Annotated in this window: 24 protein-coding genes; 15 read left to right on the top strand and 9 right to left on the bottom strand. The window is 38.3% G+C overall.

Annotated elements, in window-relative coordinates; all coding sequences use genetic code 11:
* Nucleotides 1-5: 5 nt before the first annotated feature.
* Nucleotides 6-2,048, bottom strand: a complete 2,043-nt coding sequence (locus V3Z67_RS04165) for a CotH kinase family protein (protein ID WP_330442110.1) — start codon at nucleotides 2,046-2,048, stop codon at nucleotides 6-8.
* Nucleotides 2,049-2,197: 149 nt separating this feature from the next.
* Here V3Z67_RS04165 and V3Z67_RS04160 point away from each other — a divergent pair, with 149 nt between their 5' ends.
* Entirely contained in the window at nucleotides 2,198-2,809 is a 612-nt protein-coding gene (locus V3Z67_RS04160) for a hypothetical protein (protein ID WP_330442109.1), read from the top strand.
* 42 nt (nucleotides 2,810-2,851) lie between these two features.
* On the opposite strand, the gene carB is transcribed toward V3Z67_RS04160, so the two are convergent.
* Both carB and rpmH read right to left on the bottom strand, forming a co-directional pair.
* Complete coding sequence (carB, locus tag V3Z67_RS04155) at nucleotides 2,852-5,704, bottom strand: carbamoyl-phosphate synthase large subunit (RefSeq protein ID WP_330442108.1); 2,853 nt, start codon at nucleotides 5,702-5,704, stop codon at nucleotides 2,852-2,854.
* A gap of 172 nt (nucleotides 5,705-5,876) precedes the next feature.
* Entirely contained in the window at nucleotides 5,877-6,038 is a 162-nt protein-coding gene (gene rpmH / locus V3Z67_RS04150) for a 50S ribosomal protein L34 (RefSeq protein ID WP_026979292.1), read from the bottom strand.
* A gap of 169 nt (nucleotides 6,039-6,207) precedes the next feature.
* On the opposite strand from rpmH, the gene V3Z67_RS04145 reads away from it, so the two are divergent.
* The 5 genes from V3Z67_RS04145 to V3Z67_RS04125 all read left to right on the top strand — a co-directional run bounded on the left by V3Z67_RS04145 (nucleotide 6,208) and on the right by V3Z67_RS04125 (nucleotide 9,678).
* Nucleotides 6,208-6,747: a DUF2892 domain-containing protein gene (locus V3Z67_RS04145; protein ID WP_330442106.1), complete on the top strand. Its 540-nt coding sequence runs from the start codon at nucleotides 6,208-6,210 to the stop codon at nucleotides 6,745-6,747.
* 93 nt (nucleotides 6,748-6,840) lie between these two features.
* On the top strand, nucleotides 6,841-7,302 hold the full coding sequence (locus tag V3Z67_RS04140; RefSeq protein ID WP_330442105.1) for a GyrI-like domain-containing protein: 462 nt from the start codon (nucleotides 6,841-6,843) through the stop codon (nucleotides 7,300-7,302).
* Nucleotides 7,303-7,318: 16 nt separating this feature from the next.
* Entirely contained in the window at nucleotides 7,319-7,831 is a 513-nt protein-coding gene (locus tag V3Z67_RS04135) for a Crp/Fnr family transcriptional regulator (RefSeq protein ID WP_330442104.1), read from the top strand.
* A gap of 69 nt (nucleotides 7,832-7,900) precedes the next feature.
* Nucleotides 7,901-8,860: a quinone oxidoreductase family protein gene (locus V3Z67_RS04130; protein ID WP_330442103.1), complete on the top strand. Its 960-nt coding sequence runs from the start codon at nucleotides 7,901-7,903 to the stop codon at nucleotides 8,858-8,860.
* 119 nt (nucleotides 8,861-8,979) lie between these two features.
* Nucleotides 8,980-9,678, top strand: a complete 699-nt coding sequence (locus tag V3Z67_RS04125) for a TlpA family protein disulfide reductase (RefSeq protein WP_330442102.1) — start codon at nucleotides 8,980-8,982, stop codon at nucleotides 9,676-9,678.
* A gap of 26 nt (nucleotides 9,679-9,704) precedes the next feature.
* Here V3Z67_RS04125 and V3Z67_RS04120 read toward each other — a convergent pair whose 3' ends face one another.
* The gene (locus tag V3Z67_RS04120) at nucleotides 9,705-10,610 is read right to left on the bottom strand and encodes a lytic transglycosylase domain-containing protein (protein ID WP_330442101.1); all 906 of its coding nucleotides are present in this window, start codon (nucleotides 10,608-10,610) and stop codon (nucleotides 9,705-9,707) included.
* Between the two features lie 48 nt (nucleotides 10,611-10,658).
* Nucleotides 10,659-11,327: an alpha/beta hydrolase gene (locus V3Z67_RS04115; RefSeq protein WP_330442100.1), complete on the bottom strand. Its 669-nt coding sequence runs from the start codon at nucleotides 11,325-11,327 to the stop codon at nucleotides 10,659-10,661.
* A gap of 118 nt (nucleotides 11,328-11,445) precedes the next feature.
* On the opposite strand from V3Z67_RS04115, the gene V3Z67_RS04110 reads away from it, so the two are divergent.
* From V3Z67_RS04110 to V3Z67_RS04090, 5 genes are read left to right on the top strand one after another with little or no spacing between them, the layout of a single operon-like run.
* Nucleotides 11,446-12,168: a pirin family protein gene (locus tag V3Z67_RS04110; RefSeq protein ID WP_330442099.1), complete on the top strand. Its 723-nt coding sequence runs from the start codon at nucleotides 11,446-11,448 to the stop codon at nucleotides 12,166-12,168.
* 5 nt (nucleotides 12,169-12,173) lie between these two features.
* The gene (locus tag V3Z67_RS04105; protein WP_330442098.1) at nucleotides 12,174-12,461 is read left to right on the top strand and encodes a GNAT family N-acetyltransferase; all 288 of its coding nucleotides are present in this window, start codon (nucleotides 12,174-12,176) and stop codon (nucleotides 12,459-12,461) included.
* Between the two features lie 19 nt (nucleotides 12,462-12,480).
* The gene (locus V3Z67_RS04100; protein WP_330442097.1) at nucleotides 12,481-13,197 is read left to right on the top strand and encodes a 3-ketoacyl-ACP reductase; all 717 of its coding nucleotides are present in this window, start codon (nucleotides 12,481-12,483) and stop codon (nucleotides 13,195-13,197) included.
* Nucleotides 13,198-13,203: 6 nt separating this feature from the next.
* Nucleotides 13,204-13,839: a class I SAM-dependent methyltransferase gene (locus V3Z67_RS04095; RefSeq protein WP_330442096.1), complete on the top strand. Its 636-nt coding sequence runs from the start codon at nucleotides 13,204-13,206 to the stop codon at nucleotides 13,837-13,839.
* 39 nt (nucleotides 13,840-13,878) lie between these two features.
* On the top strand, nucleotides 13,879-14,412 hold the full coding sequence (locus V3Z67_RS04090) for a DMP19 family protein (RefSeq protein ID WP_330442095.1): 534 nt from the start codon (nucleotides 13,879-13,881) through the stop codon (nucleotides 14,410-14,412).
* Between the two features lie 57 nt (nucleotides 14,413-14,469).
* On the opposite strand, the gene mtaB is transcribed toward V3Z67_RS04090, so the two are convergent.
* Nucleotides 14,470-15,825, bottom strand: coding sequence for a tRNA (N(6)-L-threonylcarbamoyladenosine(37)-C(2))-methylthiotransferase MtaB (gene mtaB / locus V3Z67_RS04085; protein WP_330442094.1), 1,356 nt, complete (start codon nucleotides 15,823-15,825; stop codon nucleotides 14,470-14,472).
* A gap of 87 nt (nucleotides 15,826-15,912) precedes the next feature.
* Between mtaB and V3Z67_RS04080 the strand changes: the two genes are divergently transcribed.
* The 4 genes from V3Z67_RS04080 to V3Z67_RS04065 all read left to right on the top strand — a co-directional run bounded on the left by V3Z67_RS04080 (nucleotide 15,913) and on the right by V3Z67_RS04065 (nucleotide 20,071).
* Nucleotides 15,913-17,523 carry an ABC transporter substrate-binding protein gene (locus V3Z67_RS04080; protein ID WP_330442093.1) on the top strand — a complete coding sequence of 537 codons (1,611 nt, stop codon included), beginning with the start codon at nucleotides 15,913-15,915 and terminating at the stop codon, nucleotides 17,521-17,523.
* A 103-nt stretch (nucleotides 17,524-17,626) separates the two neighbouring features.
* Nucleotides 17,627-18,298, top strand: a complete 672-nt coding sequence (locus tag V3Z67_RS04075) for a response regulator transcription factor (RefSeq protein WP_330442092.1) — start codon at nucleotides 17,627-17,629, stop codon at nucleotides 18,296-18,298.
* Nucleotides 18,299-19,564: a sensor histidine kinase gene (gene porY / locus V3Z67_RS04070; RefSeq protein ID WP_330442091.1), complete on the top strand. Its 1,266-nt coding sequence runs from the start codon at nucleotides 18,299-18,301 to the stop codon at nucleotides 19,562-19,564.
* A gap of 69 nt (nucleotides 19,565-19,633) precedes the next feature.
* The gene (locus V3Z67_RS04065) at nucleotides 19,634-20,071 is read left to right on the top strand and encodes a PepSY-like domain-containing protein (protein WP_330442090.1); all 438 of its coding nucleotides are present in this window, start codon (nucleotides 19,634-19,636) and stop codon (nucleotides 20,069-20,071) included.
* A gap of 76 nt (nucleotides 20,072-20,147) precedes the next feature.
* Here V3Z67_RS04065 and V3Z67_RS04060 read toward each other — a convergent pair whose 3' ends face one another.
* The 3 genes from V3Z67_RS04060 to V3Z67_RS04050 all read right to left on the bottom strand — a co-directional run bounded on the left by V3Z67_RS04060 (nucleotide 20,148) and on the right by V3Z67_RS04050 (nucleotide 22,307).
* Nucleotides 20,148-20,708 carry a thermonuclease family protein gene (locus tag V3Z67_RS04060; RefSeq protein WP_330442089.1) on the bottom strand — a complete coding sequence of 187 codons (561 nt, stop codon included), beginning with the start codon at nucleotides 20,706-20,708 and terminating at the stop codon, nucleotides 20,148-20,150.
* A 10-nt stretch (nucleotides 20,709-20,718) separates the two neighbouring features.
* A complete protein-coding gene (locus V3Z67_RS04055) occupies nucleotides 20,719-21,894 on the bottom strand; it encodes a GlmU family protein (protein WP_330442088.1) in 1,176 nt (391 codons plus the stop codon).
* A gap of 161 nt (nucleotides 21,895-22,055) precedes the next feature.
* Complete coding sequence (locus V3Z67_RS04050) at nucleotides 22,056-22,307, bottom strand: type B 50S ribosomal protein L31 (RefSeq protein WP_035130459.1); 252 nt, start codon at nucleotides 22,305-22,307, stop codon at nucleotides 22,056-22,058.
* Nucleotides 22,308-22,386: the final 79 nt, after the last annotated feature.

The following is a 22,386-nucleotide window of genomic DNA, read 5'->3' as shown; positions in this document are numbered from 1 at the left end:
AAAACTTACTGCTTAATCACTTTTTTGCTGGTTGTTCCATGAGCAGTGGTAATTGTAACAATATAGATACCCGACTGGTACTGGCTAAAATCTACCTCAATACCAACACCGTTTGTGTTCGCTGCTATTATCTGTTTGCCATAAACATCATAAACAGCAACAGCATCAATATTTTCGGCTGCCTGTATAGTAAGTACATTATTTACAGGATTAGGATACAGTATAAACTGCGAAGCCATAACATAATCTGAAATCGAAAGCGAGCTTTCTTCAACTGCTGTCCAGCTTGAAGCTAAGCTATTATCTAAAGAAGTGTCTGTAAGTAGCAAATAACTTCCGTTTCCATCGGCATCCGGCCAAGGGCTATCATCATCATATTCAACATCATCAATAACATTACCAAAACCATCAGCTAACACAAGTCGCTGCGTACTATTAGACAGGTTTCTTTCAAACTTATCATAAGGAGCAAAACCATACCTTGCTTCAAAAACTTCAGGATTACTGGCGATAAATACCCCCTGCCCTGCTTCCAGAGTAGCATTAGCCGGGAATTGGTATGAAATACCCAGTTCACGCAGATACACCCCTATAAGGTTTACAGTTTCGTTACTCACATTTTTAATCTCTATAAATTCCTGATCATCAGACTCCGGAAATTCATCCGATTCTCCCGGGTGGTAATTTATTCTGTTTATAACAAGTTGTGGCAAATCAGGGTCATTACAGGCTGTAAATGTCCCTACATGATCTGTCATCCAGTCAATTCTTTCAGCTATAAAAGCTTTAAGTATCGTAATCTCTGCCGCATGGTTAGGCACCGTACCCCAACGTTGTTGCTCTCTTACCGATGCTTCACTAATAAGTTCTACCGTTTCATCTATGTAATCACTAAGATTATCATAATTTAAAATATTACCGGTAGCGGTAAGCGAATTCCAGCGTTTAGACAGGTAACATTTAAACTCGGTATTGGCAAATAACTGTTTCCAGAAACGTGGTCCTTCATTATCGTTATTATCAAATTGCCAAATATCAGTATGGCTCCTGTCTCCAAACTCATCATGACCAAAACTCAGGTTAAAGTCCCACACAGGTCCTGCCCTTAACTTACCTCCCCTGTCCTTGTGGAAATAAGTACTTATTTGGTAGGCATCCACATTTGAGGAAAGCTCATTCAATATCATAAAATCAACAAAAGTAGGAACATCAATTACAGAAGGATATCCGGTAATCAAATCAGAATCACTGTTGTTTGCTGCTGTTTCCAGAGCTGTAAACTGTGAATGAATATAAGTATCCTGCTCCACGGTAACATCATCCGGTTTAGGAAGCGCATGGATAAAATCGGTATTTTGTGCGTCAGACTGCATTACCCATGCTACAGGGTCGCCCCCTGTAGTTTTATCGGCCTTAGTAATATAACCTCCGGTTAAATTAATACCCGATATATCGTCTTCACTTATATCTTCAATATTAATCCTTTTAGAATCATCTTTCAGCTTCTCCTGTAACACATACAATCCGCGGTAATTACCATTTATCACTACTTCACAATACTGTGTACGCGATGCATACTGACCCATTTGGCGGGACAGGTTATACACAAGGTAATCTCGCATTAGGGTAGCATCAAACGCCAGTCCGTTTAATATCCAATCGTTTTCTTTAGGCATGCCCAGTATACTTACGTTCTGTTTATCTCCGTTGGCATCATAGGTTGTCCATCCGTATTGCTTTTTAGGAAGTGACTGTGAGGTCGAGCCTCTTAATTCAATTTTAATACGGGCATCATAATCCAGAAAATCGGCATTATCCTGATCGGTCATATAGTTACGGGTACCGTCAGGATGAAAAATAATTTTCATATCGGCCCATACTTTAGGTTCATCCGGTATCACTGTCGGCTGCCCCGTATCAGGATTGATGTCGGTATTAATAATCACAATAGGAAGGTTACTGTCTGTAAACGTAACCTGAGCAAATGCCATTGCGGGCAGCAATAGCACAAAAGCATATAAATGCTTAAGAGTAATTTTTAAATTCATGTTTTTAACTAGTTGGTTTCGTGTATTTTTAACAAATATATCATAATAACTTAACCGTAATTAAACACTCGAATTATTTCTACAAAAAGCAATGGTAAAAAAGGCGACATTTGACTTATTTTTACAGAAAACACATAGATAATATAATTATGAGTGAGTTAAAAAATGTAATTTCTACTTTATTCCATCTACAAGGACAAATACATTTACTTATAGAAACATTAGAGAAGTGTACTAAAAATGAGAACCTACTTAATCAAATTGAATTAACTAGTTTTAATTCAGATATTAATTTTCAAAAATCAGTTCAAGGCTTACTATCAAACCAATCTATAATCATGTTTTGCTCTTTTTTAGATGAATACAATCGTTATTTAACACCTCAAATCGATAATTCCGTATACAAAGATCGTATTACATCTCTAAAACAATTAAATAAACCTATTTTAAAAAGAATAAATAAATGGAAAGATTTATATAGTTTTAGAAATAAATTAGTAGCCCATAACTTTAGAACTAATAACAAATCTTTCTTTTCTACTGATGAAGTAGAGATTTATAAAATACCAAATACTATCTCGGAAAAAATACTCTTTGATGGAATAATATACCTAATATGCACTAATATTAGAGACCTTTTTCCCGATGTAATATCTCAAATTGACCCTGACTTCATTATGCTAAATAAATTAAAAATCATAGGTGAAGACATAGATAATGAAAAAGAATTAACGGAGCTTTATCTACAAGTTTTACAATAAAAAAAGCCCGCTAAAAGCGGGCTCTTATATATTAAGCTAAACTTATCTGCTTAAGTACATTTTTCTTCTTGAGTACAGCTCGTAGAACTGATCGTCTTTTAGATCTTCAATGAACAGGATGCTTTCACCTGTAGACTTCATTTCTGGTCCAAGTTTTTTGTTTACACCAGGGAACTTGTTGAAAGAGAATACCGGTTGTTTGATAGCATATCCGTTAAGCTGAGGGTTGAAAGTAAAGTCTTTTACTTTTTTCTCTCCAAGCATAACTTTAGTAGCATAGTTTACATAAGGCTCACCGTAAGCTTTTGCGATAAACGGAACCGTTCTCGATGCTCTTGGATTTGCTTCGATAATGTATACTGTATCATCTTTAATAGCAAACTGTATATTGATTAGACCTACTGTTTTAAGTGCTACTGCAATTTTCTTAGTATGGTCTTTTATCTGTTGCATTACAAACTCTCCAAGGTTGAACGGAGGTAGTGTTGCGTTACTGTCACCAGAGTGTACACCACAAGGCTCAATGTGCTCCATGATACCGATGATGTAAACATCTTCACCATCACAAATCGCATCAGCTTCTGCTTCTATTGCACCATCAAGGTAGTGGTCTAACAGAAGTTTGTTACCCGGAATACTCTTAAGCAGGTCGATAACGTGCTCTTCAAGTTCTTTTTTATTGATAACGATTTTCATACCCTGACCACCAAGCACGTAAGAAGGTCTTACAAGTAGTGGGAAGTCTAGTGTATCGGCAAGTTTAGAAGCCTCTTCAGCACTTTCTGCCACACCAAACTTAGGGAATGGAATTTTAAGGTCGGAAAGTAGTTCAGAGAAACGTCCTCTGTCTTCAGCAAGGTCAAGTGCTTCGTAGCTTGTACCTAATATTTTTATACCGTATCTGTCTAGTTTCTCAGCAAGTTTAAGAGCTGTTTGTCCACCCAGCTGTACAATTACACCTTCCGGTTTTTCATGACGGATAATATCATAAATATGTTCCCAGAATACCGGTTCGAAGTATAGCTTATCAGCCGTATCGAAGTCGGTAGAAACCGTTTCAGGATTACAGTTAATCATGATTGTTTCATAACCACATTCTGAAGCTGCAAGTACACCGTGTACACAAGAGTAGTCAAACTCAATACCCTGACCAATTCTGTTAGGGCCTGATCCAAGTACAATAACCTTTTTCTTATCTGTTACAGTACTTTCATTATCTACAAATCTTGTACCGTCAGCCTTTTGGATTTCAGCCTCAAACGTTGAGTAGTAGTAAGGCGTTCTTGCCTTAAACTCTGCCGCACAGGTATCAACCAGTTTATAAACACGGTTAACTCCCATTTCATCACGTTTTTTGTAAACTTCACTTTCAAGACAACCCATCATGTGAGCAATTTGTCTGTCAGCAAAACCTTTTTGTTTCGCCTCAAGAAGAAGTTCTTTCGGTAACGTATCTATAGTATATGTAGAAATCTCTTTCTCTAATATATAAAGCTCCTCATATTGTTTAAGGAACCACATATCGATATTAGTAATCTCGTTGATTCGGCTTAACGGAATACCCATCTGGATAGCATCATAGATTACGAATACTCTATCCCAGCTGGCATGAGTGAGTTTATCTATAATCTGCTCGTAGTTAGTATATCCTTTACCGTCGGCTCCAAGACCGTTTCTCTTAATTTCAAGAGACTGTGTAGCTTTGTGAAGTGCTTCCTGGAATGAACGACCAATACCCATTACCTCACCTACTGATTTCATCTGAAGGCCAAGTCTTCTGTCAGCACCGTCAAACTTATCAAAGTTCCAACGAGGTATTTTTACGATTACGTAGTCAAGTGTTGGCTCAAAGTAAGCTGAAGTTGACTTAGTAATCTGGTTCATTAGTTCGTCAAGGTGATAACCTAAAGCCAGTTTAGAAGCGATTTTTGCAATTGGGTAACCCGTTGCTTTTGAAGCCAGTGCAGATGAACGTGATACACGAGGGTTAATCTCAATAGCCACGATATCTTCTTTCTCATCAGGGCTTACGGCAAACTGCACGTTACAACCACCCGCAAAGTTACCTATACTTCTCATCATCTTTATTGCCATATCCCTCATTCTCTGATAAGTGCTATCAGAAAGGGTCATAGCCGGAGCAACAGTGATACTGTCACCCGTGTGGATACCCATAGGGTCCATGTTCTCAATTGAACAGATGATAACTACATTGTCATTTTTATCACGAAGAAGCTCAAGCTCATACTCTTTCCATCCGAAAAGTGCTTTATCAATAAGAACCTCGTGTATTGGTGAAGCTTCAAGACCGCGTGTAAGCAGCTCATCAAACTCCTCTTCTTTATATACGAAAGCTGCACCTGTACCACCCAGTGTAAATGAAGGGCGAATTACAAGCGGGAATCCAAACTCCTGTGCAATTTCTTTACCTTTAAGGAAAGAGTTAGCCGTTTTAGCCGGAGCTGCAGGAATCTCAATCCTTTCAAGAAGCTGTTTAAATTGCTCCCTGTCTTCTGTAATGTTGATTGCGTTAATATCTACACCTATCAGCCTTACATTAAAATCTTCCCAAATCCCTTTTTCCTCTGCTTCAAGACAAAGGTTAAGAGCTGTTTGACCTCCCATTGTTGGCAATACAGCATCGATATTCGGGTGAGCCTTTAAAATTTCAATAATAGATTTAGTGTTAAGAGGCTTAAGGTACACATGATCGGCCATAGATGGGTCGGTCATGATTGTTGCAGGATTAGAGTTAATCAGGATAACCTCAATCCCTTCTTCCTTTAAAGATCGTGCTGCCTGTGATCCGGCATAGTCAAATTCGCAGGCCTGTCCGATGATGATTGGACCTGAACCTATAATTAAAACTGATTTAATAGAAGTGTCTTTCGGCATTGTATATATTAAGTAGTTGTAGTTTATAGTTCTCTCCTTGAGAAACTTTGCAAAGTTACTATTTATATTTTAAAAAAATCCCCCTGCATTTGGGGGCAAAATTTTACTTAGGCATAAAAAAAGGCGTTACCCTTAAAAAGTAACACCTTTATATATGTTCTAAATACAAACATTATTTCTTATGTCTTGGTTCGCTGGACACAGTCAATTTATGTCTTCCTTTAGCTCTTCTGCGAGCAAGCACTTTTCTACCGTTGGCAGAAGCCATTCTTTCCATGAAACCGTGCTTATTTCTTCTTTTTCTCTTTGATGGTTGAAACGTTCTCTTACTCATTGTAATGTATCTTTAAATCTTTATTGAAATATCTTCTCGAGCTTTCAGAAATCTGATGTCCTAAAACCGCGTGCAAATATACGAAGTCTTTTTTTTCCTGCAAGTGGTTTTATAAAAATATTTTTAATTCATTTTCTTACCTTTGCAGTCACAAAATTAAAAAAATATCATGTTCAACAAAAACATTAAGCTGGTAATTACAGCCCTGTTAATTTTTACTGCCGTATGGCAGTTCACCGAAAAGAATATAGGTAACGGTATTTTCCTTATTTTACTTTCGTTGATTTTTGTGTTATTATACTTCAAAAACGAAATAATAATCATGGCTTTCCTTAAACTTAGAAAGCAGGATTTTGACGGAGCTAAAAAATGGCTGGATAAAATAAAGAACCCTGAGGCATCTTTAGTAAGAAAACAACAGGGATACTATAACTACCTTAACGGACTTATGGTTTCACAAACAAATCTTAATGCTGCCGAGAAGTACCTTAAAAAAGCTGTTGAGCTTGGACTTAGCATGGATCAGGATCTTGCCATGGCAAAACTTAACCTTGCCGGTATAGCCATGAGCAAAAACAGAAAAATGGAGGCCGAAAAACTTTTAGCAGAAGCAAAAAAGCTGGATAAGCAAGGTATGCTGAAAGATCAAATCACTATGATGAAACAGCAAATGAAGCGCGGACCGGTACAACAAATGAGAAGATATTAATATTGACTCCAAATATTATTAAAACCACCCTTTCGGGTGGTTTTTTTATTGCAATACATTATTTTTACAATCAAATAATATCATCAATCAAAAATGGAAATCAAAAACACATCATTTAAACTTGCCGGATTAAAGCTCGGCTTTAAAACCACAAACGAAAACAACAAAGCCATGGAAGACTGTGGCGCACTGTGGCAGCACTTCAGCGGAAGCTTTATAGGCAATAAACTACCACAAAAACTCAGCAACGATGTTTATGCGGTATATTTTGACTACGAAGGCGACCATACAAATCCCTATGCTTACTTTATAGGATATCGTGTTCCGGAAGATGCGGAAATCCCTAATGGAGTTGACACCATAACCATCCCTTCCCAAAACTATGAAACGGTTATTGCAAAAGGACAAATGCCCAACTGTGTAGCCGACACCTGGAAGGAAATTTGGAAAAAAAACGACAGCAACAGAGCCTACGGTTTTGACTTTGAGGTTTACGGAGCTAAGGCTGCCGACTGGAACAATGCAGAAATAGATATCTACCTATCAGTAAAATAATAGCACTATCAATACTTTGCAACTCATAACAGCATTCGATTTAGAGGAAATAACCGTCCCTCCCAAAACCATTTTACTTAATGAAGGGGAAAAATCGCATGCTGTTTATTTTGTAAAGTCGGGTTGTTTAAGGATGTGGTTTAATAATAATGGCAACGAAATAACCACTCAGTTCTTTTTTGAAGGAAAAGCAATCGCCTCAATGGAAAGCCTGCTAAAGAATGAAAAAAGTGACTTCACTCTCGAATCCATAGAACAATGTATTTTGCTTGTAATGCCTAAAAATCAGTTTATGGAATCACTGGAATCGGACACCGAATTCAAAAAATGGTTTGACAAACTCATCCTGGACCGCTTTTTTTACTATTCCAAACACCTTATAACTTATTTAAAAGATAAACCACAGGACAGATATAATGAGTTACTAGAAAAACACCCTCACATCTTACAGCGTGTACCTCAGCATTATATCGCCTCTTATTTAGGAATCACCCCTGTTTCTCTAAGCCGTATACGAAACCGTAAATAGGCCTATTTCTTAACAATTGTTATCGCCTGTCCGAGACATTACTGCGAATTTTGCCTTAAATTAATAAACATGAAAGCAGCAGTATTACATGAGTTGGGAACACTTCCAAAATATGATGATTTTAATGCCCCGACTCCACAAAACGACAATGAGCTTTTAATAACTATAAAAGCGGCATCCATAAAACAGCTTGACAGAATGAAAGCGGCAGGCAGACATTACATCTCCTACCCTTCCATACCCGTAACAGTTGGGATAGACGGAGCAGGAATACTTGAAAACGGCACCCGTATTTACGCCTGGGGTAAAACGGGAATGATTGCCGAAAAAGCACTTGTAACCAAAAACCAATGGACCGTTTTACCAGATAATATAGATTATGAAACGGCAGCCGTTTTACCTAATGCATTATTAGGATCGGACGCGGCATTACTTTACAGAGGCAACATACAGCCCGCCTATACCGTATTGATAAACGGAGCTACAGGTGTTACAGGAAAAATAGCTGTACAAATGGCTAAACATCGTGGTGCTGCAAAAGTGATTGCGACTGGTCGTAACGAAGAAATTCTTGAACAATTAAAATTAATAGGAGCTGATGAAGTAATTAACCTAAGTAATAATGAAAAAGATATCTCAGTCCAATTAGAACAAATATGCAAATCTACCCCTATTGATATTGTACTGGATTATTTGTGGGGCTCTCCTCTCGAAACAATCATTAAGGTAATAGGTAAAATGCCTCCGCATAAAACTAAAATAATAACTGTTGGTCAAATGGCGGGAGCAAATATTAACCTTCCTTCATCGATATTGCGTAGTACACAAATAGAAATGTTAGGTTCGGGCATTGGCAGCATCTCTCCACAGGAGCTAAACAATTACATGCAAAAGGAATTACCGGAAGCTTTCCACCTGGCAGCCGAAGGCAGACTTACAATAGATTTTGAAATTGTTCAACTAAAAGATATTGAGAAAACATGGGGTGAAAAAGAACCTCCGGGATCCCGCTTTGTAGTCAAAATTTAACACGTATACTCTTAAATCAGCAGTTTAGCGGATTTTTTTACCGTTTACATATTCTCCTTAATAAAATATGTTTTTAGGTTAATTTTAACTATTTTTATACAATAAAATAGTTAAAACCTATGAAAAGAATATTACTACTTGCAGTAATCATACTTTTCCCGCTCCTGTTACACAGCCAGAGCGATAGTCTCTATTTTTCTGATGCCATCAAAATAGACCTTAAAAAGTACAAAAGAGAAAGTGCACTGGCCTACCGCAAAGGTGATTTTGAAAAGGGAAAATTCCTTTTTGATTCACTGGTAGAAAACAGACTTGTGGGTACACGGTTTGACGAATTTGTTTTCAAAAAAGTACGAGGCGGAAAACTAAAGCTAAACAAAATCAAAAAACCAATCGTATTAATAACCTATGCATCATGGTGCATTACCAGCCCCGGAGAAATACCGGCTTTAAATAAACTGGCAAAAAAATACGGTAAAGATGTACAGTTTGTAGTCGTTTTTTGGAACAAAAGGCGCGACATGAAAAAAGTTGCCCGCAAATTTAGTCATAATGTTATTGTATGCTATGCTCATGAAACCTATAAACACGATGAATCGGCTATTGCATCCATCAAGCACACGTTAGGCTTCCCAACCAGTTTTTATCTTGATGACACTAAAAAAATTGTCGATATAAGGCGTTGCGGCATTAAGCTATCCCCTAAAAGAACTACATACAGAAAAGCTTACGCCCTAAACTACAACGCTTACCTTGACGGACTATCAACCATAATAATGGGCAAGGAACTAAAAAAAGAATCTCTTGCAGGAAAATAAAAAAAGGCGCATTAGCGCCTTTTGTGTTAATATCCTTCGGTAGGAATATCTACAACATATTTTTTTCCGTTTTTCACATCGAGTTTCCTGTCTCGCATCCACGGATTGTGCAGTTTAAGTACTTTATAATTTATACCTTGCTCTTTAGCAAAAACAGCCAAATCAGGAATTGAAGAAGTTACCTCTACCTGCCTTACCGGAATTACCGGATACATATCACTTGGCAGTAGCCTGAAGTTATATTTAAGCGGATCACTCATAATCTCTTTAAGTGCCAGTATCCTGAAAACATAACGTGATGTTTCTTCTGTTAGTAACAGGTCATAATAATTATCTGCCTGCTGAAAATCAATCTGTCTGCTCACTCCGGCTACACCTCCGTTATAAGATGCAGCAGCAAGTGTCCATGAACCCAGTCTGGCTTTTGCAGAAACCAAATATCTACAGGCCGCTTCAGTAGATTTTTCAAGATGATAACGCTCATCTACATAATCGTTAATTTCCAAATCATACTCACGCCCTGTGGCCGGCATAAACTGCCACACCCCCCTCGCACCTGCAGGAGAAACCGCATTTACCAGTCCGCTTTCAATAACTGCCAAATATTTAAAATCATCCGGTACACCATATTTTTTCAATATAGGCTCTATTACGGGGAAGGCCCTGTAAGCCCTTTTAATAACCAACTGGGTAGAAGCATGCAGGTTGGCATTAACCATAAGCTCCCTGTCCAGCCTTTCATGAACATCAATAATATTTAAAGGCACAGCTTCACCGGCAAAATCGGCCTGAGCCGGAAAAGGATATACAAACTCAGTAGCAGCTTCCTGCGGTACTGATTTTTCAGTCTTATTATCTGTTGCGGTATGTATTGCCGCCCCTCCCACTACTATCACCGAAGCTATAACTCCGGCTTTCTTCATCCAGTCCATTTTAGTTAGTTTTATATTGTTTTTAATTATTAAGTAAAATTACAAAAATCATTCCTTTTCTCCTTCAATAAGGCGGGGCAGGTTTTCATTAAGCCACTTGTATTTATTTACAATCATAATATGTGTGCCGCCCTTAACGGGAATGAAATTATGAATGTAATGAGCCGGGAAAACCTCATCGGCAGTACCGTGTACATGCACTACCTTTTCATCTATTTCTGTCCTGTTCCATGTTATTACAGTTTCAAACGCCCAATCAAGATATTTCTTATCCCTAAACGACATATATTTTTCATATAAATTAAGTTTTCTGGTAATCATATTATTACCAAAAGAAACTTTAGCCAACCAGTCTACCTTTTGCATAAGTGTAGTAGGAAACACCCTATACGCTCTTGTCATTTTAGCAAAACGCATTCGTCTCGGAAACTGAAGGCTCGACCTAACGCTCGATACAATAATCACCTTCCTTGCATTAATAATCCCAGAGATTTCCTGCACCAGTATTCCGCCAAAAGATACTCCAATAAGAACCGGGTTTTCATGTTTAATATTGGCAGCCACTCTTTTAGCATAATTGGTAAGTGATTCATGTGGTTCGGGCATTATCCACTCTAAATAATACATTTCAAACCTGTCTTCAGGCAGTTTTATGTTTTCAAAAATCTTTGGACTTGCAGCCAGTCCGGGCATAAAATATACAGGAATCTTCTCCATTTATTGAGTTTTAACGCTTAAATAAGCCCTTTTATCAAATTTTATTACGAAATTTGTATAAAATTAAAGTTTTTATCCATTCACCGGAATACACACCGTTTTAATTTATCAATAATTTATGAGGCATAGGCTTTTTCCGAGAAACAAAAGAGGAACTGCAAATCATGGCTGGCTTAAAGCCAACTTCTCTTTTTCTTTTGGCAACTATTATAACCCTGACATGGTTCAGTTTGGTATGTTACGTGTATTAAACGACGACACCATTGCAGGAGGTACCGGGTTCGGCACCCATCCTCATGATAATATGGAAATTATTACTATTCCGCTTGAAGGTGGGCTTACCCATAGGGACAGTATGGGTAATCAGGAAACCGTAAGGTTTGGCGAAGTACAGGTTATGAGTGCAGGTACCGGTATACAGCATAGCGAAATTAATGCCAGTGAGACTGAAGAAGCCAAAACACTGCAATTATGGATTTTTCCCGAAAAAGATAATGTTAGTCCCCGTTACGACCAAAAGGGGTTTGACCTGGAAGCAAGTAAAAATTCATTTGTTACAGTGGTGTCGCCTGAAGATAAAAACGACGGAAATGCACTATGGATTTACCAACAGGCATTTTTGAGCCTTGGCATTTTTGAGGCTGGCACAACTATTACTTATGATTTAAAAATCCCCGAAAACGGAGTATATCTTTTCCTTATAGAAGGAGAGGTTGAAATTAATAATGAAACCATCAGGGAGCGAGATGCCTATGGCATTGTAGAGTTTGAAAATTTTGAAATCAAAACAAACAAGCAGTCCAAGATACTGGTAATCGAGGTTCCCATGAAGTTTAACTAAAAACCATGGAAATTAAAGACAACGAATTCTCAAGACAATTTGAAACAACGGTTGACGACAAAATGATGTCAGTTGAATATTCCAGACAGGAGCGAAAAATTTTCCTGACTAAAATTAACGTGCCTGAAGGAATTGATGAAGATGATGAGATTGTTTCGGATTTTTTAAAAGAAATCTTAGCGATTGCTGAAGAAAAAAGGTTGAGGGTAGTACCTACATATCCAAAAATTGCAGCTTTTTTCAAAAAGAACCCTGGGTACAAGGAAATGCTTCCTCCTGGAATAAGGATCTAAACATCTATTAAATAATATAATGCAAAACTTAAAAGAAAAGAATGCGCTTATTACAGGTGCAGGGAAAGGTATTGGCAAAGCCGTAGCACTTGCACTGGCTGCCGAAGGTGTAAATGTAGCCTTATTGGCTCGTACTAAAACCGATCTGGAACAGGTTGCTAAAGAAATTGAACCTTATGGTGTAAAAACTGTTGTTGTTACTGCTGATATTGCCGATATCGATTCGGTTAACCAAGCGGTAAACACTGTACTGGGCGAATTCAAAACTATAGATATTCTTATCAACAATGCAGGTATAGGTAAGTTTGGAAAGTTCCTTGACCTGACTCCTGAAGATTTTGAGAATATCATTAAAGTGAATCTTTTCGGAATCTATTATACCACAAGAGCAGTACTGCCTGGTATGATTGAACAACAGGGCGGAGATATTATTAACATCTCCTCTACTGCCGGGCTAAAAGGCGCTGCTATAACAAGTGCCTACAGTGCTTCTAAGTTTGCCGTTATGGGACTTACTGAATCCCTTATGCAGGAAGTACGTAAACACAACATTAGGGTAACTGCACTTACTCCAAGTACTGTTGCTACTGATATGGCCATTAACCTGAACCTTACCGATGGTAACCCTGAAAAAGTAATGCAGGCAGAAGATATTGCCGAGTTAATTGTTGCTCAACTTAAGCTAAACCGTAGGGTATTCATCAAGGAAAGTGGAATTTGGTCTACTAATCCTTAACAATATATGGAAAGCCTTTACTGCCCGTTATGCAACGGTTCATCTAAAAGCTTTTATACACAAGGGCAAAGGGAGTTTTTACAATGCTACCTTTGCCTTTCTGTTTTTCTGCACCCAAAGAATTATTTAACAACAGAGCAAGAAGAAGCACACTATAAACACCATAACAACAATCCCGAAGATACAGGTTATCAAAACTTTGTTAGCCCTGCTACCAATGCCGTATTAAGGGATTTTTCTCCTCAACATAACGGACTCGATTTTGGATCGGGTACCGGGTCACCCATAGTTAAGGTTTTACAGGATAACGGATATATCATTGAACAATACGACCTGTTTTTCCATAACAACACTGCATTGCTAAAAAAACAATACGATTATATAACCTGTACCGAAGTAGCCGAACATTTTAAAGAACCGCTCAAAGAGTTTGAACTCCTTAAAAGCCTGCTACTCCCTAACGGAAAACTCTACCTGATGACCGACCTGTTTGATGAGGCTCGGGACTTTGGCAGTTGGTATTACAAAAATGACCATACTCATGTTTTTATGTACCACGCTAATGCCATGGAGTGGATTAGGGAAAAACTGCAGTTCAAAAAGTTAACCATAGAAAAAAGACTCATAATACTAGAGTTATAAGTAATCATTACTTTTGCAGTAAATAACACATAGACACATATGAAATTTGATAAGATAATTGTTTCCGAAAGCGCTTTTAACAGCGAGGACACCAACGCCATATTGAACTCTAACATTGCCGTAATCAACCTGCTTCGTGAAGAAGGTGTTTCTGATGAGGATATACACCCTGACTCCCTTATAAGCTATTACCTCGATTACTATACTTCAAATGTAAACACCGATGGTTTTGCTAAGTTTGTTTACCACTCACAGTGGACTGAAGAGCTTAACGAAGTACTGGAAGAAGGATTTGAAAAAGTAGGTTCGCAGGCACACCTGGATTACTTCAGGATGCAAACCGAAAAAATTGACTCCCTTACCCGTAAGGAGTTTGACGGTTTTATGAATCAGGAGTTTGGTAAAAGCCCTGTGAAACAAAAAATAGACGACGACACTTATTTTGAAATACCCGAAGCACTTGTAGCACTAAATGCGCAGTGGCTAAGAAAACACCCAGACCTGAAAGTACTTTCTATTGAAGATATGTATACAGAACTGGAAAAATTTATTGGTAAAAAAATAGAGCGATAATATAAAAACAGCCCTGCTTACAAGCAGGGCTGTTTTTATTTATATGAATATTGAATTTTATAATTCTCCGGAAATGGAAATGCTTTCCACAGGTTGGTTTACAAACTCCATCCTTACAATTCCGTCCTCATCAATTTTAGTCAGGTTTATTTCGTGTAGGGTATTAACCAGTTCAGGATTCCAAGGTGTTTTAACTTTTACATAGTTCTCGGTAAATCCGTGAATATATCCTTCCTTGTTCTCCCCTTCAAAAAGTACTGTTCTGGTGGTACCAATCTGGCTTTCATAAAACGCTCGACGCTTTTTAACCGAAAGCCCTCTTAGCATTTTGCTTCGTTTGCTTCTTACATTCATTGGTACTACCCCATCCATTTCGGCTGCCGGAGTATTATCCCTTTCGGAATAAGTGAATACGTGCAGATACGAAATATCAAGCTCGTTAAGGAAGTTATAGGTTTCAAGGAAATGTTCGTCGGTCTCACCAGGGAAACCTACAATAACATCAACCCCAATACAGGCATGCGGCATTACTTCCCTAATTTTAGCAACACGCTCAGTATACACATGGCGCAGGTAACGCCTTCTCATCAGTTTAAGAATATCATCACTGCCCGACTGCAACGGTATATGGAAGTGTGGCACAAACGTACGGCTTTGTGATACAAACTCAATCGTTTCGTTTTTAAGCAGATTAGGCTCAATAGACGAAATCCTTAAACGCTCAATTCCCTCTACTTTATCTAATGCCTGTACCAGTTCGTAAAAAGTATGTTCGTGTTTTTTGTTACCAAACTCCCCTTTACCATAGTCACCTATGTTTACACCGGTAAGTACGATTTCCTTAATATTCTGTTGAGATATTTCTTTAGCATTCTTAAGTACGTTTTCAAGAGTATCACTACGTGAAATCCCCCTTGCTAATGGAATAGTACAGTAAGTACACTTATAATCACAACCATCCTGCACCTTTAAAAAGGCACGGGTACGATCGCCTATAGAGTAACTACCCATATAAAAATCGGCTTCCGATATTTCGCAGGAGTGTACCTCACCCATATCATTTTTGGAAAGGTCGTTTATATAATCGGTAATCTTAAACTTCTCTGTTGCACCAAGTACAAGGTCTACACCGTCTACTGCTGCAAGTTCTTCGGGTTTAAGTTGTGCATAACAACCTACTGCTGCCACAAAAGCCTTATCATTCTTCTTTATCGCCTTCTTTACTATCTGTTTGAACTGCTTATCGGCATTTTCGGTAACCGAGCAGGTATTGATAACATATATATCTGCCACATCCTCAAACTCAACACGATCAAATCCTTCATCCTGAAAGTTGCGGGCAATAGTAGATGTCTCTGAAAAATTCAGCTTACATCCTAAAGTATAAAAAGCGACTTTTTTCCTGTTTTCCATTGTATAAGCTCCTTGTAAAGCAGTAACTTTAATTATATTTACCTCTACAAAAAAGAGGTTGCAAATTTACATACAAAAATCGACTTGATGAAATCTATAATAACCTACATATCAATTTGTTGCTTATTTCTCCTTTTTACATCCTGCTCCGGCGACAAAAGCCAAAACCGCGACCATCTTGTTTTTAGGTATAACGAAAATGCTGCAGTAAACTCGCTCGATCCAGCTTTCTCACGCATAAGACCGTCCATTTGGGTTTGTAACCAGATGTTTACAGGACTGGTACAACTGGATGACAGCCTGAACATTAAACCGGACATCGCAAAAAAATGGGAAATATCTCCAGACGGAAAGACCTATACCTTTACCCTGCGAAATGATGTATACTTTCATAAAAGCAACTTGTTTGGCAGTGACAGTACCCGTACCGTAACAGCCGCCGACTTTACCTACAGCCTCAACCGCTTACTAGATGAAAATGTAGCCGCTCCCGGCAGATGGATACTGCAAAACGTAGAGACATTCCATGCCGTTAACGATTCGGTTTTCCAAATACAACTTAATAAAACCTTCCCTGCCTTTTTAGGATTACTTACCATGAAATATGCATCGGTAGTGCCTCATGAGGCTTTCGAAAAACAGGGTTATAATTTCAGGGCAAACCCTATCGGTACAGGGCCTTTTCAGTTTAAAATTTGGGAAGAGAATGTAAAACTGGTACTTCGCAAAAATCCGTTATATTATGAAAAGGACGAACGAGGCAACAGCCTTCCCTACCTTGAAGCTGTAGCCATCACCTTTTTACCTGATAAACAAAGTGGTTTCCTGCAATTTGCACAGGGAAAAATGGATTTTGTATCGGGGCTTGACCCATCCTATAAAGATGAGATACTTACACCAAAGGGACAGCTACAACCCAAATATGCCGACAGGGTAAACATGATTACCGGACCTTACCTTAATACCGAATATATGGGTTTCAGGTTGGACGGACCCGATGCCGCCGTAAAAGATAAAAGAATAAGGCAGGCACTTAATTATGGTTTTGACCGAGCCAAAATGATTATGTATCTTAGAAACGGTATGGGTACCCCTGCCATAAACGGAATAATACCAACCGGACTTGGAGGTTACGGTTGTGAAGGGTATGATTACAACCCTATAAAAGCAAAAGAGCTCGTAGCTTCCTACAAGGCTGATACGGGCGATAATAATCCTAAAATACAAATCAGCACCAGTGCCTCATACCTTGATATAACCGAATATCTGCAACGCGAATGGCAAAAAATAGGGCTAAATGTGGAAGTAGATGTGAATCCGCCATCTACCCTAACACAGGCTATTTCTACCGGAAAAACATCATTTTTTAAAGCCAGCTGGATTGCCGATTATCCGGATGCCGAAAACTACCTTTCCCTGTTTTACAGCAAGAACTTCTCTCCGGGAGGGCCAAACTATACACACTTTAAAAATGAGGAATTCGACAGATTGTACGAGCAAACATTCCTGATTACCGATGATAAGGAACGTCAGGAAATCTACAAACAACTGGATGCACTTGTTATGGAAGAAGCTCCTGTAATAGCATTGTTTTATGACAAGGCTTCCCGTTTTACAGGAAAAGATGTAAGCGGACTGGGCATTAACCCGTTAAACCTGCTTACACTTAAAAGGGTTAAAAAAGCCGAAAAAGAATAAGGCAACCCCCTACATTCTGTAGGAAATTCCCAATTCTTTCCAAATTTGGAATTATGTTGGGATTCCAAATGCGTATATTTGATATACCTAATTGAATGACCGAATGAAGATTCTAATAATAGAAGACGAAGCCAATCTTAGGGACACCATAACCCAATCGCTTGAAAAAGAAAAATACATTGTAGAAACTGCCTACGACTACATTTCCGGAATGGAAAAAATAGGCGGATATGATTACGATTGCATATTGGTAGATATAATGCTCCCTAACGGAAGCGGCCTTAGCCTGGTTAAGGAGCTAAAGGATATGAAACGTCGTGATGCCGTTATAATCATTTCGGCAAAAGATGCTGTTGATGACAAGGTTAAAGGTCTTGATCTTGGTGCCGACGATTATCTTGCAAAACCTTTTCATCTTGCCGAACTACATGCAAGAATCAAATCGGCAGTGAGACGAAAAAGCCATAATGGCAATAACGTCATTGAGTGGAGTAATATTAAAATAGACCCCGAACACCGTGAAGTATTTATAAACGGTAACTCTATCACAGTTAACCGAAAGGAATATGATGTGCTTTACTATTTTATGATAAATCCTAACCGACTTATTAATAAAACAGCACTGGCTGAATCGGTTTGGGGTGATTATACCGATCAGGCCGATAATCTGGATTTTGTGTATTCACAAATAAAAAACCTCCGTAAAAAACTAAAGGACAACAATGCCGAAGCCGATATACAGTCGGTTTACGGGATAGGTTATAAAATGACATAAATGAAACTCCGTTATTATACATTACGCTATCTTATTATAGCTCTACTGGCTGTTATAGCCCTATGGGCCAGCCTTTACTATGTGGTTATACTGGACGAAGTGTATGACAATATTGATGACGGACTCAAGAACTCCAAGATTCTTATTATTAGGGAATCATACGCTAACGACGATATACTAAATATAAGGGAATATGGCATTAACCAGTTTAAGGTAGAACCGTTACCTAAAGGCCCGCTATATGATTTTTCAGATAAGTTCTCTTCTGATTTCGAGTACATGGAGTATGACGATGATGAAGAACCTGTTCGCCTCCTGAAAACCGTATTTAACGACAGGCACGGCAATCCGTATAAGTTAACCATACGTGCCTCTATGGTAGAGGAAGACGAACTACTTGAAGACTTAATGACAGCCCTGATTGCGCTCTATATTATGTTGGTAGTAAGTATCGCGGTACTAAATCATTTTATCCTAAGAAAAGTATGGAAGTCCTTTTATGTAATGTTGGACAGGCTTAAAGGTTTCAAACTGGGATCGGGCGTTAAGTTTGAAGCCCCCAACTCCCCTGTTTCCGAATTTAAAGTACTGGGACAGGAACTGGAAAAGGTACTTCAACAAAACGAAACGGTATACAGCAGTCAGAAACAATTTATAGAAAACGCCTCTCATGAGCTACAAACTCCGCTTGCCATAAGCCTTAACAAACTCGAACTACTGGCAGAAAACAATAACCTGAATGAAGAACAGCTTATTGAAATCTCTAAAATAAACGATACCCTAAACCGACTGGTACGCCTTAATAAATCGTTACTCATGCTCTCTAAAATTGAGAACAGACAGTTTGAGGAAGAGGAAAATATTGACTTTAATACTTTAATAAATGAACTTACCGAAGAGTTTAAAGACTTTGCCGACTATAAGGAAGTAACCATTAACACCGTCAATATTTCCCAACTCAATTTTGCCATGAATAAGGGACTGGCAGTAACACTGGTAAACAACCTGCTTAAAAATGCCATTACACATACCAAATCTGGTGGCAGTCTTGAAATTATTGCCGACAAAAACAGGCTAACATTCCTAAATACCGGAGAAAATCCTCTTGATAAAAACAAAATTTTTGACCGTTTCTTCCGTAGTACATTAAACGAACAGTCCACCGGGCTGGGGCTTGCCATTGTACAGTCTATCGCTTCAAACTACAATCTTAAGGTTGGTTACGAATACAACCAAAAACATATTTTCAGGATTATTTTCCCTTAAAAGTTTAATTTCCCAATTGTTTCCAGATTCGGGTTATAAACTTGTACTATAAAATAAAAACATATAGTTATGGAAACACTTTTGAGACTTTCAACATTATTAATTATTCTTTTCACTGTTACTGCTTTTGGACAGGAACGAAAAATAACCCTTAACGACCTGCCACCTGCAGCAAAAACCTTTATTTCCCAAAACTTCCCCAATCAGGCTCCGTCTTATGTAATAGAAGATAAAGACATAAGGGAAACCGAATATGAAGTGGTAATGACAGGTGGTGTGGAAATGGAATTTGATGCAAAGGGAAACTGCAAGGAAATAGACGGAAACGGCTATGCTTTACCCGATACCGTTTTACCAAAAGTAATTATGGAATATATTCATAAAAATTACAAAGGACATGGAGTTGAAAAAGCCGAGAAAAAACGCTGGGGTTATGAAGTAGAACTTTTAAACGACTTAGAGCTGGAGTTTGACAACAACGGTAAATTTTTAAGACTGGACGACTAAAAACAAATCGGGTATGAGTACCTCGATTATTCTTGATATTCTTTTTACAAAAAAGGCTGCCTGTTAGCAGCCTTTTTTATTTCCTATTATGGAGTTTTCTCCACTCCCACGGGTCAACAGGATCCTTTTGAACCCACAACCCTTTATATTGTATACGAGCCTGATTTTCCAACTTCTTAAATTCCTCGTTATCGGAATATTTATACCTCCAGGCTAAGCCTTCCTTTACCAACAGAGCATTTACATTAATGGTATCATTAACATATACATAACCCAATATACGACCGTACTGATCCTTCCCGCCTTTTGGATCAACAGTAACCGTTTTCCCATAACATAATTTATTAGCAAAATCTTTAGCATTACTGCCAAATGCTTGTTTAGTTTCGGGGCAGTCAATATCTAGCAGGCGAACCTTCACTTTTTTACCGTTATACAATACTTTAAAAGTATCACCATCACTTACACTAACAACCTTGCCTGTAAATTGGGAAAAAGGCGCTTCCTTTTCAGTTTTAGGTTTTGACTCTAAATCTGGTAGGCTGCCGTTTTTTACGAATACAAAATAAAAAAAGAAAGCCAGCAGTAACAGCAGGCTTCCTATACTATATTTTGATTTTTTATTACGTTTATTCAAATCAGTATAATTATTCTTTTCTCCACTTTTTGGTTTCCTCAAAAACATGCTCCAATATCGCAGCATCTTCTGGAGTAAACTCCACATGGCGTCTTGACATTACTATACGAGAAGTTTCAAAAGCCTTTTTAGTGATGTAAGTGGTAAATCCTGACGCACCACCCCATGAAAAACTCGGCACAAAATTACGAGGGAAACCGCTACCAAAAACATTCGCACTCACCCCTACTACCGTACCCGTATTAAACATAGTATTGATTCCGCATTTGCTGTGGTCACCCATCATAAGTCCGCAAAACTGAAGTCCGGTTTTCACAAAACCTTCTTTTTCATAGCTCCACAGTTTTACTTCCTCATAATTATTTTTAAGGTTGGAGTTATTGGTATCGGCACCAATATTACACCATTCCCCAAGAACCGAGTTCCCTAAGAAACCATCATGCCCTTTGTTGGAATAACCAAAAAGTACCGAATTATTAACCTCTCCGCCAATTCTTGAATGAGGTCCAACAGTAGTAGCACCATATACTTTAGTAGCCAGTTTTACCTGTGCCCCTTCGCAAAGCGCAAACGGCCCGCGGATTACAGAGTTCTCCATAATCTCGGCATTCTTACCTATGTATATAGGTCCGGTTGAGGCATTAAGAGTTACAAACTCCAGTTTGGCTCCTTCCTCAATAAATATATTTTCGGCTGCAATAACATTAACGCTCGACGGTATAGACTGAGAAACCCTGTCGGCAGTAAGAAGCTCAAAATCTTCCCTTATGGCTGCATCATTATTTTTAAATATATCCCACGGATTTTCAACACGCAGGCAGTCTTCGGTATATTCAATCGCCTCATAGCTATCAAAATCCACTTCTTCCTGAGTATCTTTAGTGTAAAAGGCAATTATCTCATCACCATAAAATATAGCCTGGTTTTCCTCAAGGCTCTGTACCATTTCGGCAAGTACCTCATTTGGCAGGAATGACGCATTAATCATTATATTCTCCTCCATCTCTACCATAGGATATTTATCCATAAGGTACTCCTCGGTAAGCGTAGTTGTGGTATAGCCCAGGTATTTTTCCCATTTTTCACGTATGGTAAGTATTCCCACACGTATATCGGCCACCGGCCTAGTAAAGGTAAAAGGTAACAGGGCGTTGCGCACCGTTCCGTCAAATAATATATAATTCATTACTGTGGTGTTTAGCATTAAAAAGCAACAGCACGAATTTACATCAAATCTTTTCAATAAAAAAGTTTCTTAACGGGCAGGCAGTAGTAATTGTAATACTTACAAATAAAAAAGCCTTCCGTAAACGGAAGGCTTTTCTGTATGATAGATAAATCCAAAAATTATTTTTTGAATTTAGCGTATTTAGTTTTGAATTTATCAATACGTCCTGCAGTATCGATAAGTTTAGATTTACCAGTGTAGAAAGGGTGTGAAGTTCTTGAGATCTCCATTTTCACTACCGGATATTCAACTCCGTCCACTTCAATTGTTTCTTTTGTATCTGCTGTAGATTTAGTGATAAAAATATCGTCGTTAGACATATCTTTGAATGCTACTAATCTGTAATTCTCTGGGTGAATACCTTTTTTCATCTTTGTAAATTTTGTATTGTTCTGGCTGCAAAACTATTTCGCGGCTTCCCTTCTTTCAGGAAAGGTGTAAACGCCTCAC

The sequence above is a fragment of the Flavobacterium sp. C4GT6 genome, assembly GCF_036347315.1.
Lineage (GTDB): Bacteria > Bacteroidota > Bacteroidia > Flavobacteriales > Flavobacteriaceae > Flavobacterium.
The sequence above is the reverse complement of the archived record's forward strand: the minus strand, read 5'-3'. Positions and strand labels throughout refer to the sequence as shown.

Excerpts from the sequence above, each read along its gene's own strand:
- V3Z67_RS04130 (WP_330442103.1), top strand. The coding sequence starts at position 7,901 with ATGAAAGCAGCAGTATTACATGAGTTGGGAACACTTCCAAAATATGAT.
- V3Z67_RS04160 (WP_330442109.1), top strand. The coding sequence starts at position 2,198 with ATGAGTGAGTTAAAAAATGTAATTTCTACTTTATTCCATCTACAAGGA.
- V3Z67_RS04110 (WP_330442099.1), top strand. The coding sequence starts at position 11,446 with ATGAGGCATAGGCTTTTTCCGAGAAACAAAAGAGGAACTGCAAATCAT.
- V3Z67_RS04115 (WP_330442100.1), bottom strand. The coding sequence starts at position 11,327 with ATGGAGAAGATTCCTGTATATTTTATGCCCGGACTGGCTGCAAGTCCA.
- V3Z67_RS04050 (WP_035130459.1), bottom strand. The coding sequence starts at position 22,307 with ATGAAAAAAGGTATTCACCCAGAGAATTACAGATTAGTAGCATTCAAA.
- mtaB (WP_330442094.1), bottom strand. The coding sequence starts at position 15,825 with ATGGAAAACAGGAAAAAAGTCGCTTTTTATACTTTAGGATGTAAGCTG.
- V3Z67_RS04075 (WP_330442092.1), top strand. The coding sequence starts at position 17,627 with ATGAAGATTCTAATAATAGAAGACGAAGCCAATCTTAGGGACACCATA.
- porY (WP_330442091.1), top strand. The coding sequence starts at position 18,299 with ATGAAACTCCGTTATTATACATTACGCTATCTTATTATAGCTCTACTG.
- V3Z67_RS04055 (WP_330442088.1), bottom strand. The coding sequence starts at position 21,894 with ATGAATTATATATTATTTGACGGAACGGTGCGCAACGCCCTGTTACCT.
- V3Z67_RS04105 (WP_330442098.1), top strand. The coding sequence starts at position 12,174 with ATGGAAATTAAAGACAACGAATTCTCAAGACAATTTGAAACAACGGTT.
- V3Z67_RS04065 (WP_330442090.1), top strand. The coding sequence starts at position 19,634 with ATGGAAACACTTTTGAGACTTTCAACATTATTAATTATTCTTTTCACT.
- V3Z67_RS04165 (WP_330442110.1), bottom strand. The coding sequence starts at position 2,048 with ATGAATTTAAAAATTACTCTTAAGCATTTATATGCTTTTGTGCTATTG.
- V3Z67_RS04080 (WP_330442093.1), top strand. The coding sequence starts at position 15,913 with ATGAAATCTATAATAACCTACATATCAATTTGTTGCTTATTTCTCCTT.
- V3Z67_RS04125 (WP_330442102.1), top strand. The coding sequence starts at position 8,980 with ATGAAAAGAATATTACTACTTGCAGTAATCATACTTTTCCCGCTCCTG.
- V3Z67_RS04140 (WP_330442105.1), top strand. The coding sequence starts at position 6,841 with ATGGAAATCAAAAACACATCATTTAAACTTGCCGGATTAAAGCTCGGC.
- V3Z67_RS04120 (WP_330442101.1), bottom strand. The coding sequence starts at position 10,610 with ATGGACTGGATGAAGAAAGCCGGAGTTATAGCTTCGGTGATAGTAGTG.
- V3Z67_RS04095 (WP_330442096.1), top strand. The coding sequence starts at position 13,204 with ATGGAAAGCCTTTACTGCCCGTTATGCAACGGTTCATCTAAAAGCTTT.
- V3Z67_RS04090 (WP_330442095.1), top strand. The coding sequence starts at position 13,879 with ATGAAATTTGATAAGATAATTGTTTCCGAAAGCGCTTTTAACAGCGAG.
- V3Z67_RS04100 (WP_330442097.1), top strand. The coding sequence starts at position 12,481 with ATGCAAAACTTAAAAGAAAAGAATGCGCTTATTACAGGTGCAGGGAAA.
- carB (WP_330442108.1), bottom strand. The coding sequence starts at position 5,704 with ATGCCGAAAGACACTTCTATTAAATCAGTTTTAATTATAGGTTCAGGT.
- V3Z67_RS04145 (WP_330442106.1), top strand. The coding sequence starts at position 6,208 with ATGTTCAACAAAAACATTAAGCTGGTAATTACAGCCCTGTTAATTTTT.
- rpmH (WP_026979292.1), bottom strand. The coding sequence starts at position 6,038 with ATGAGTAAGAGAACGTTTCAACCATCAAAGAGAAAAAGAAGAAATAAG.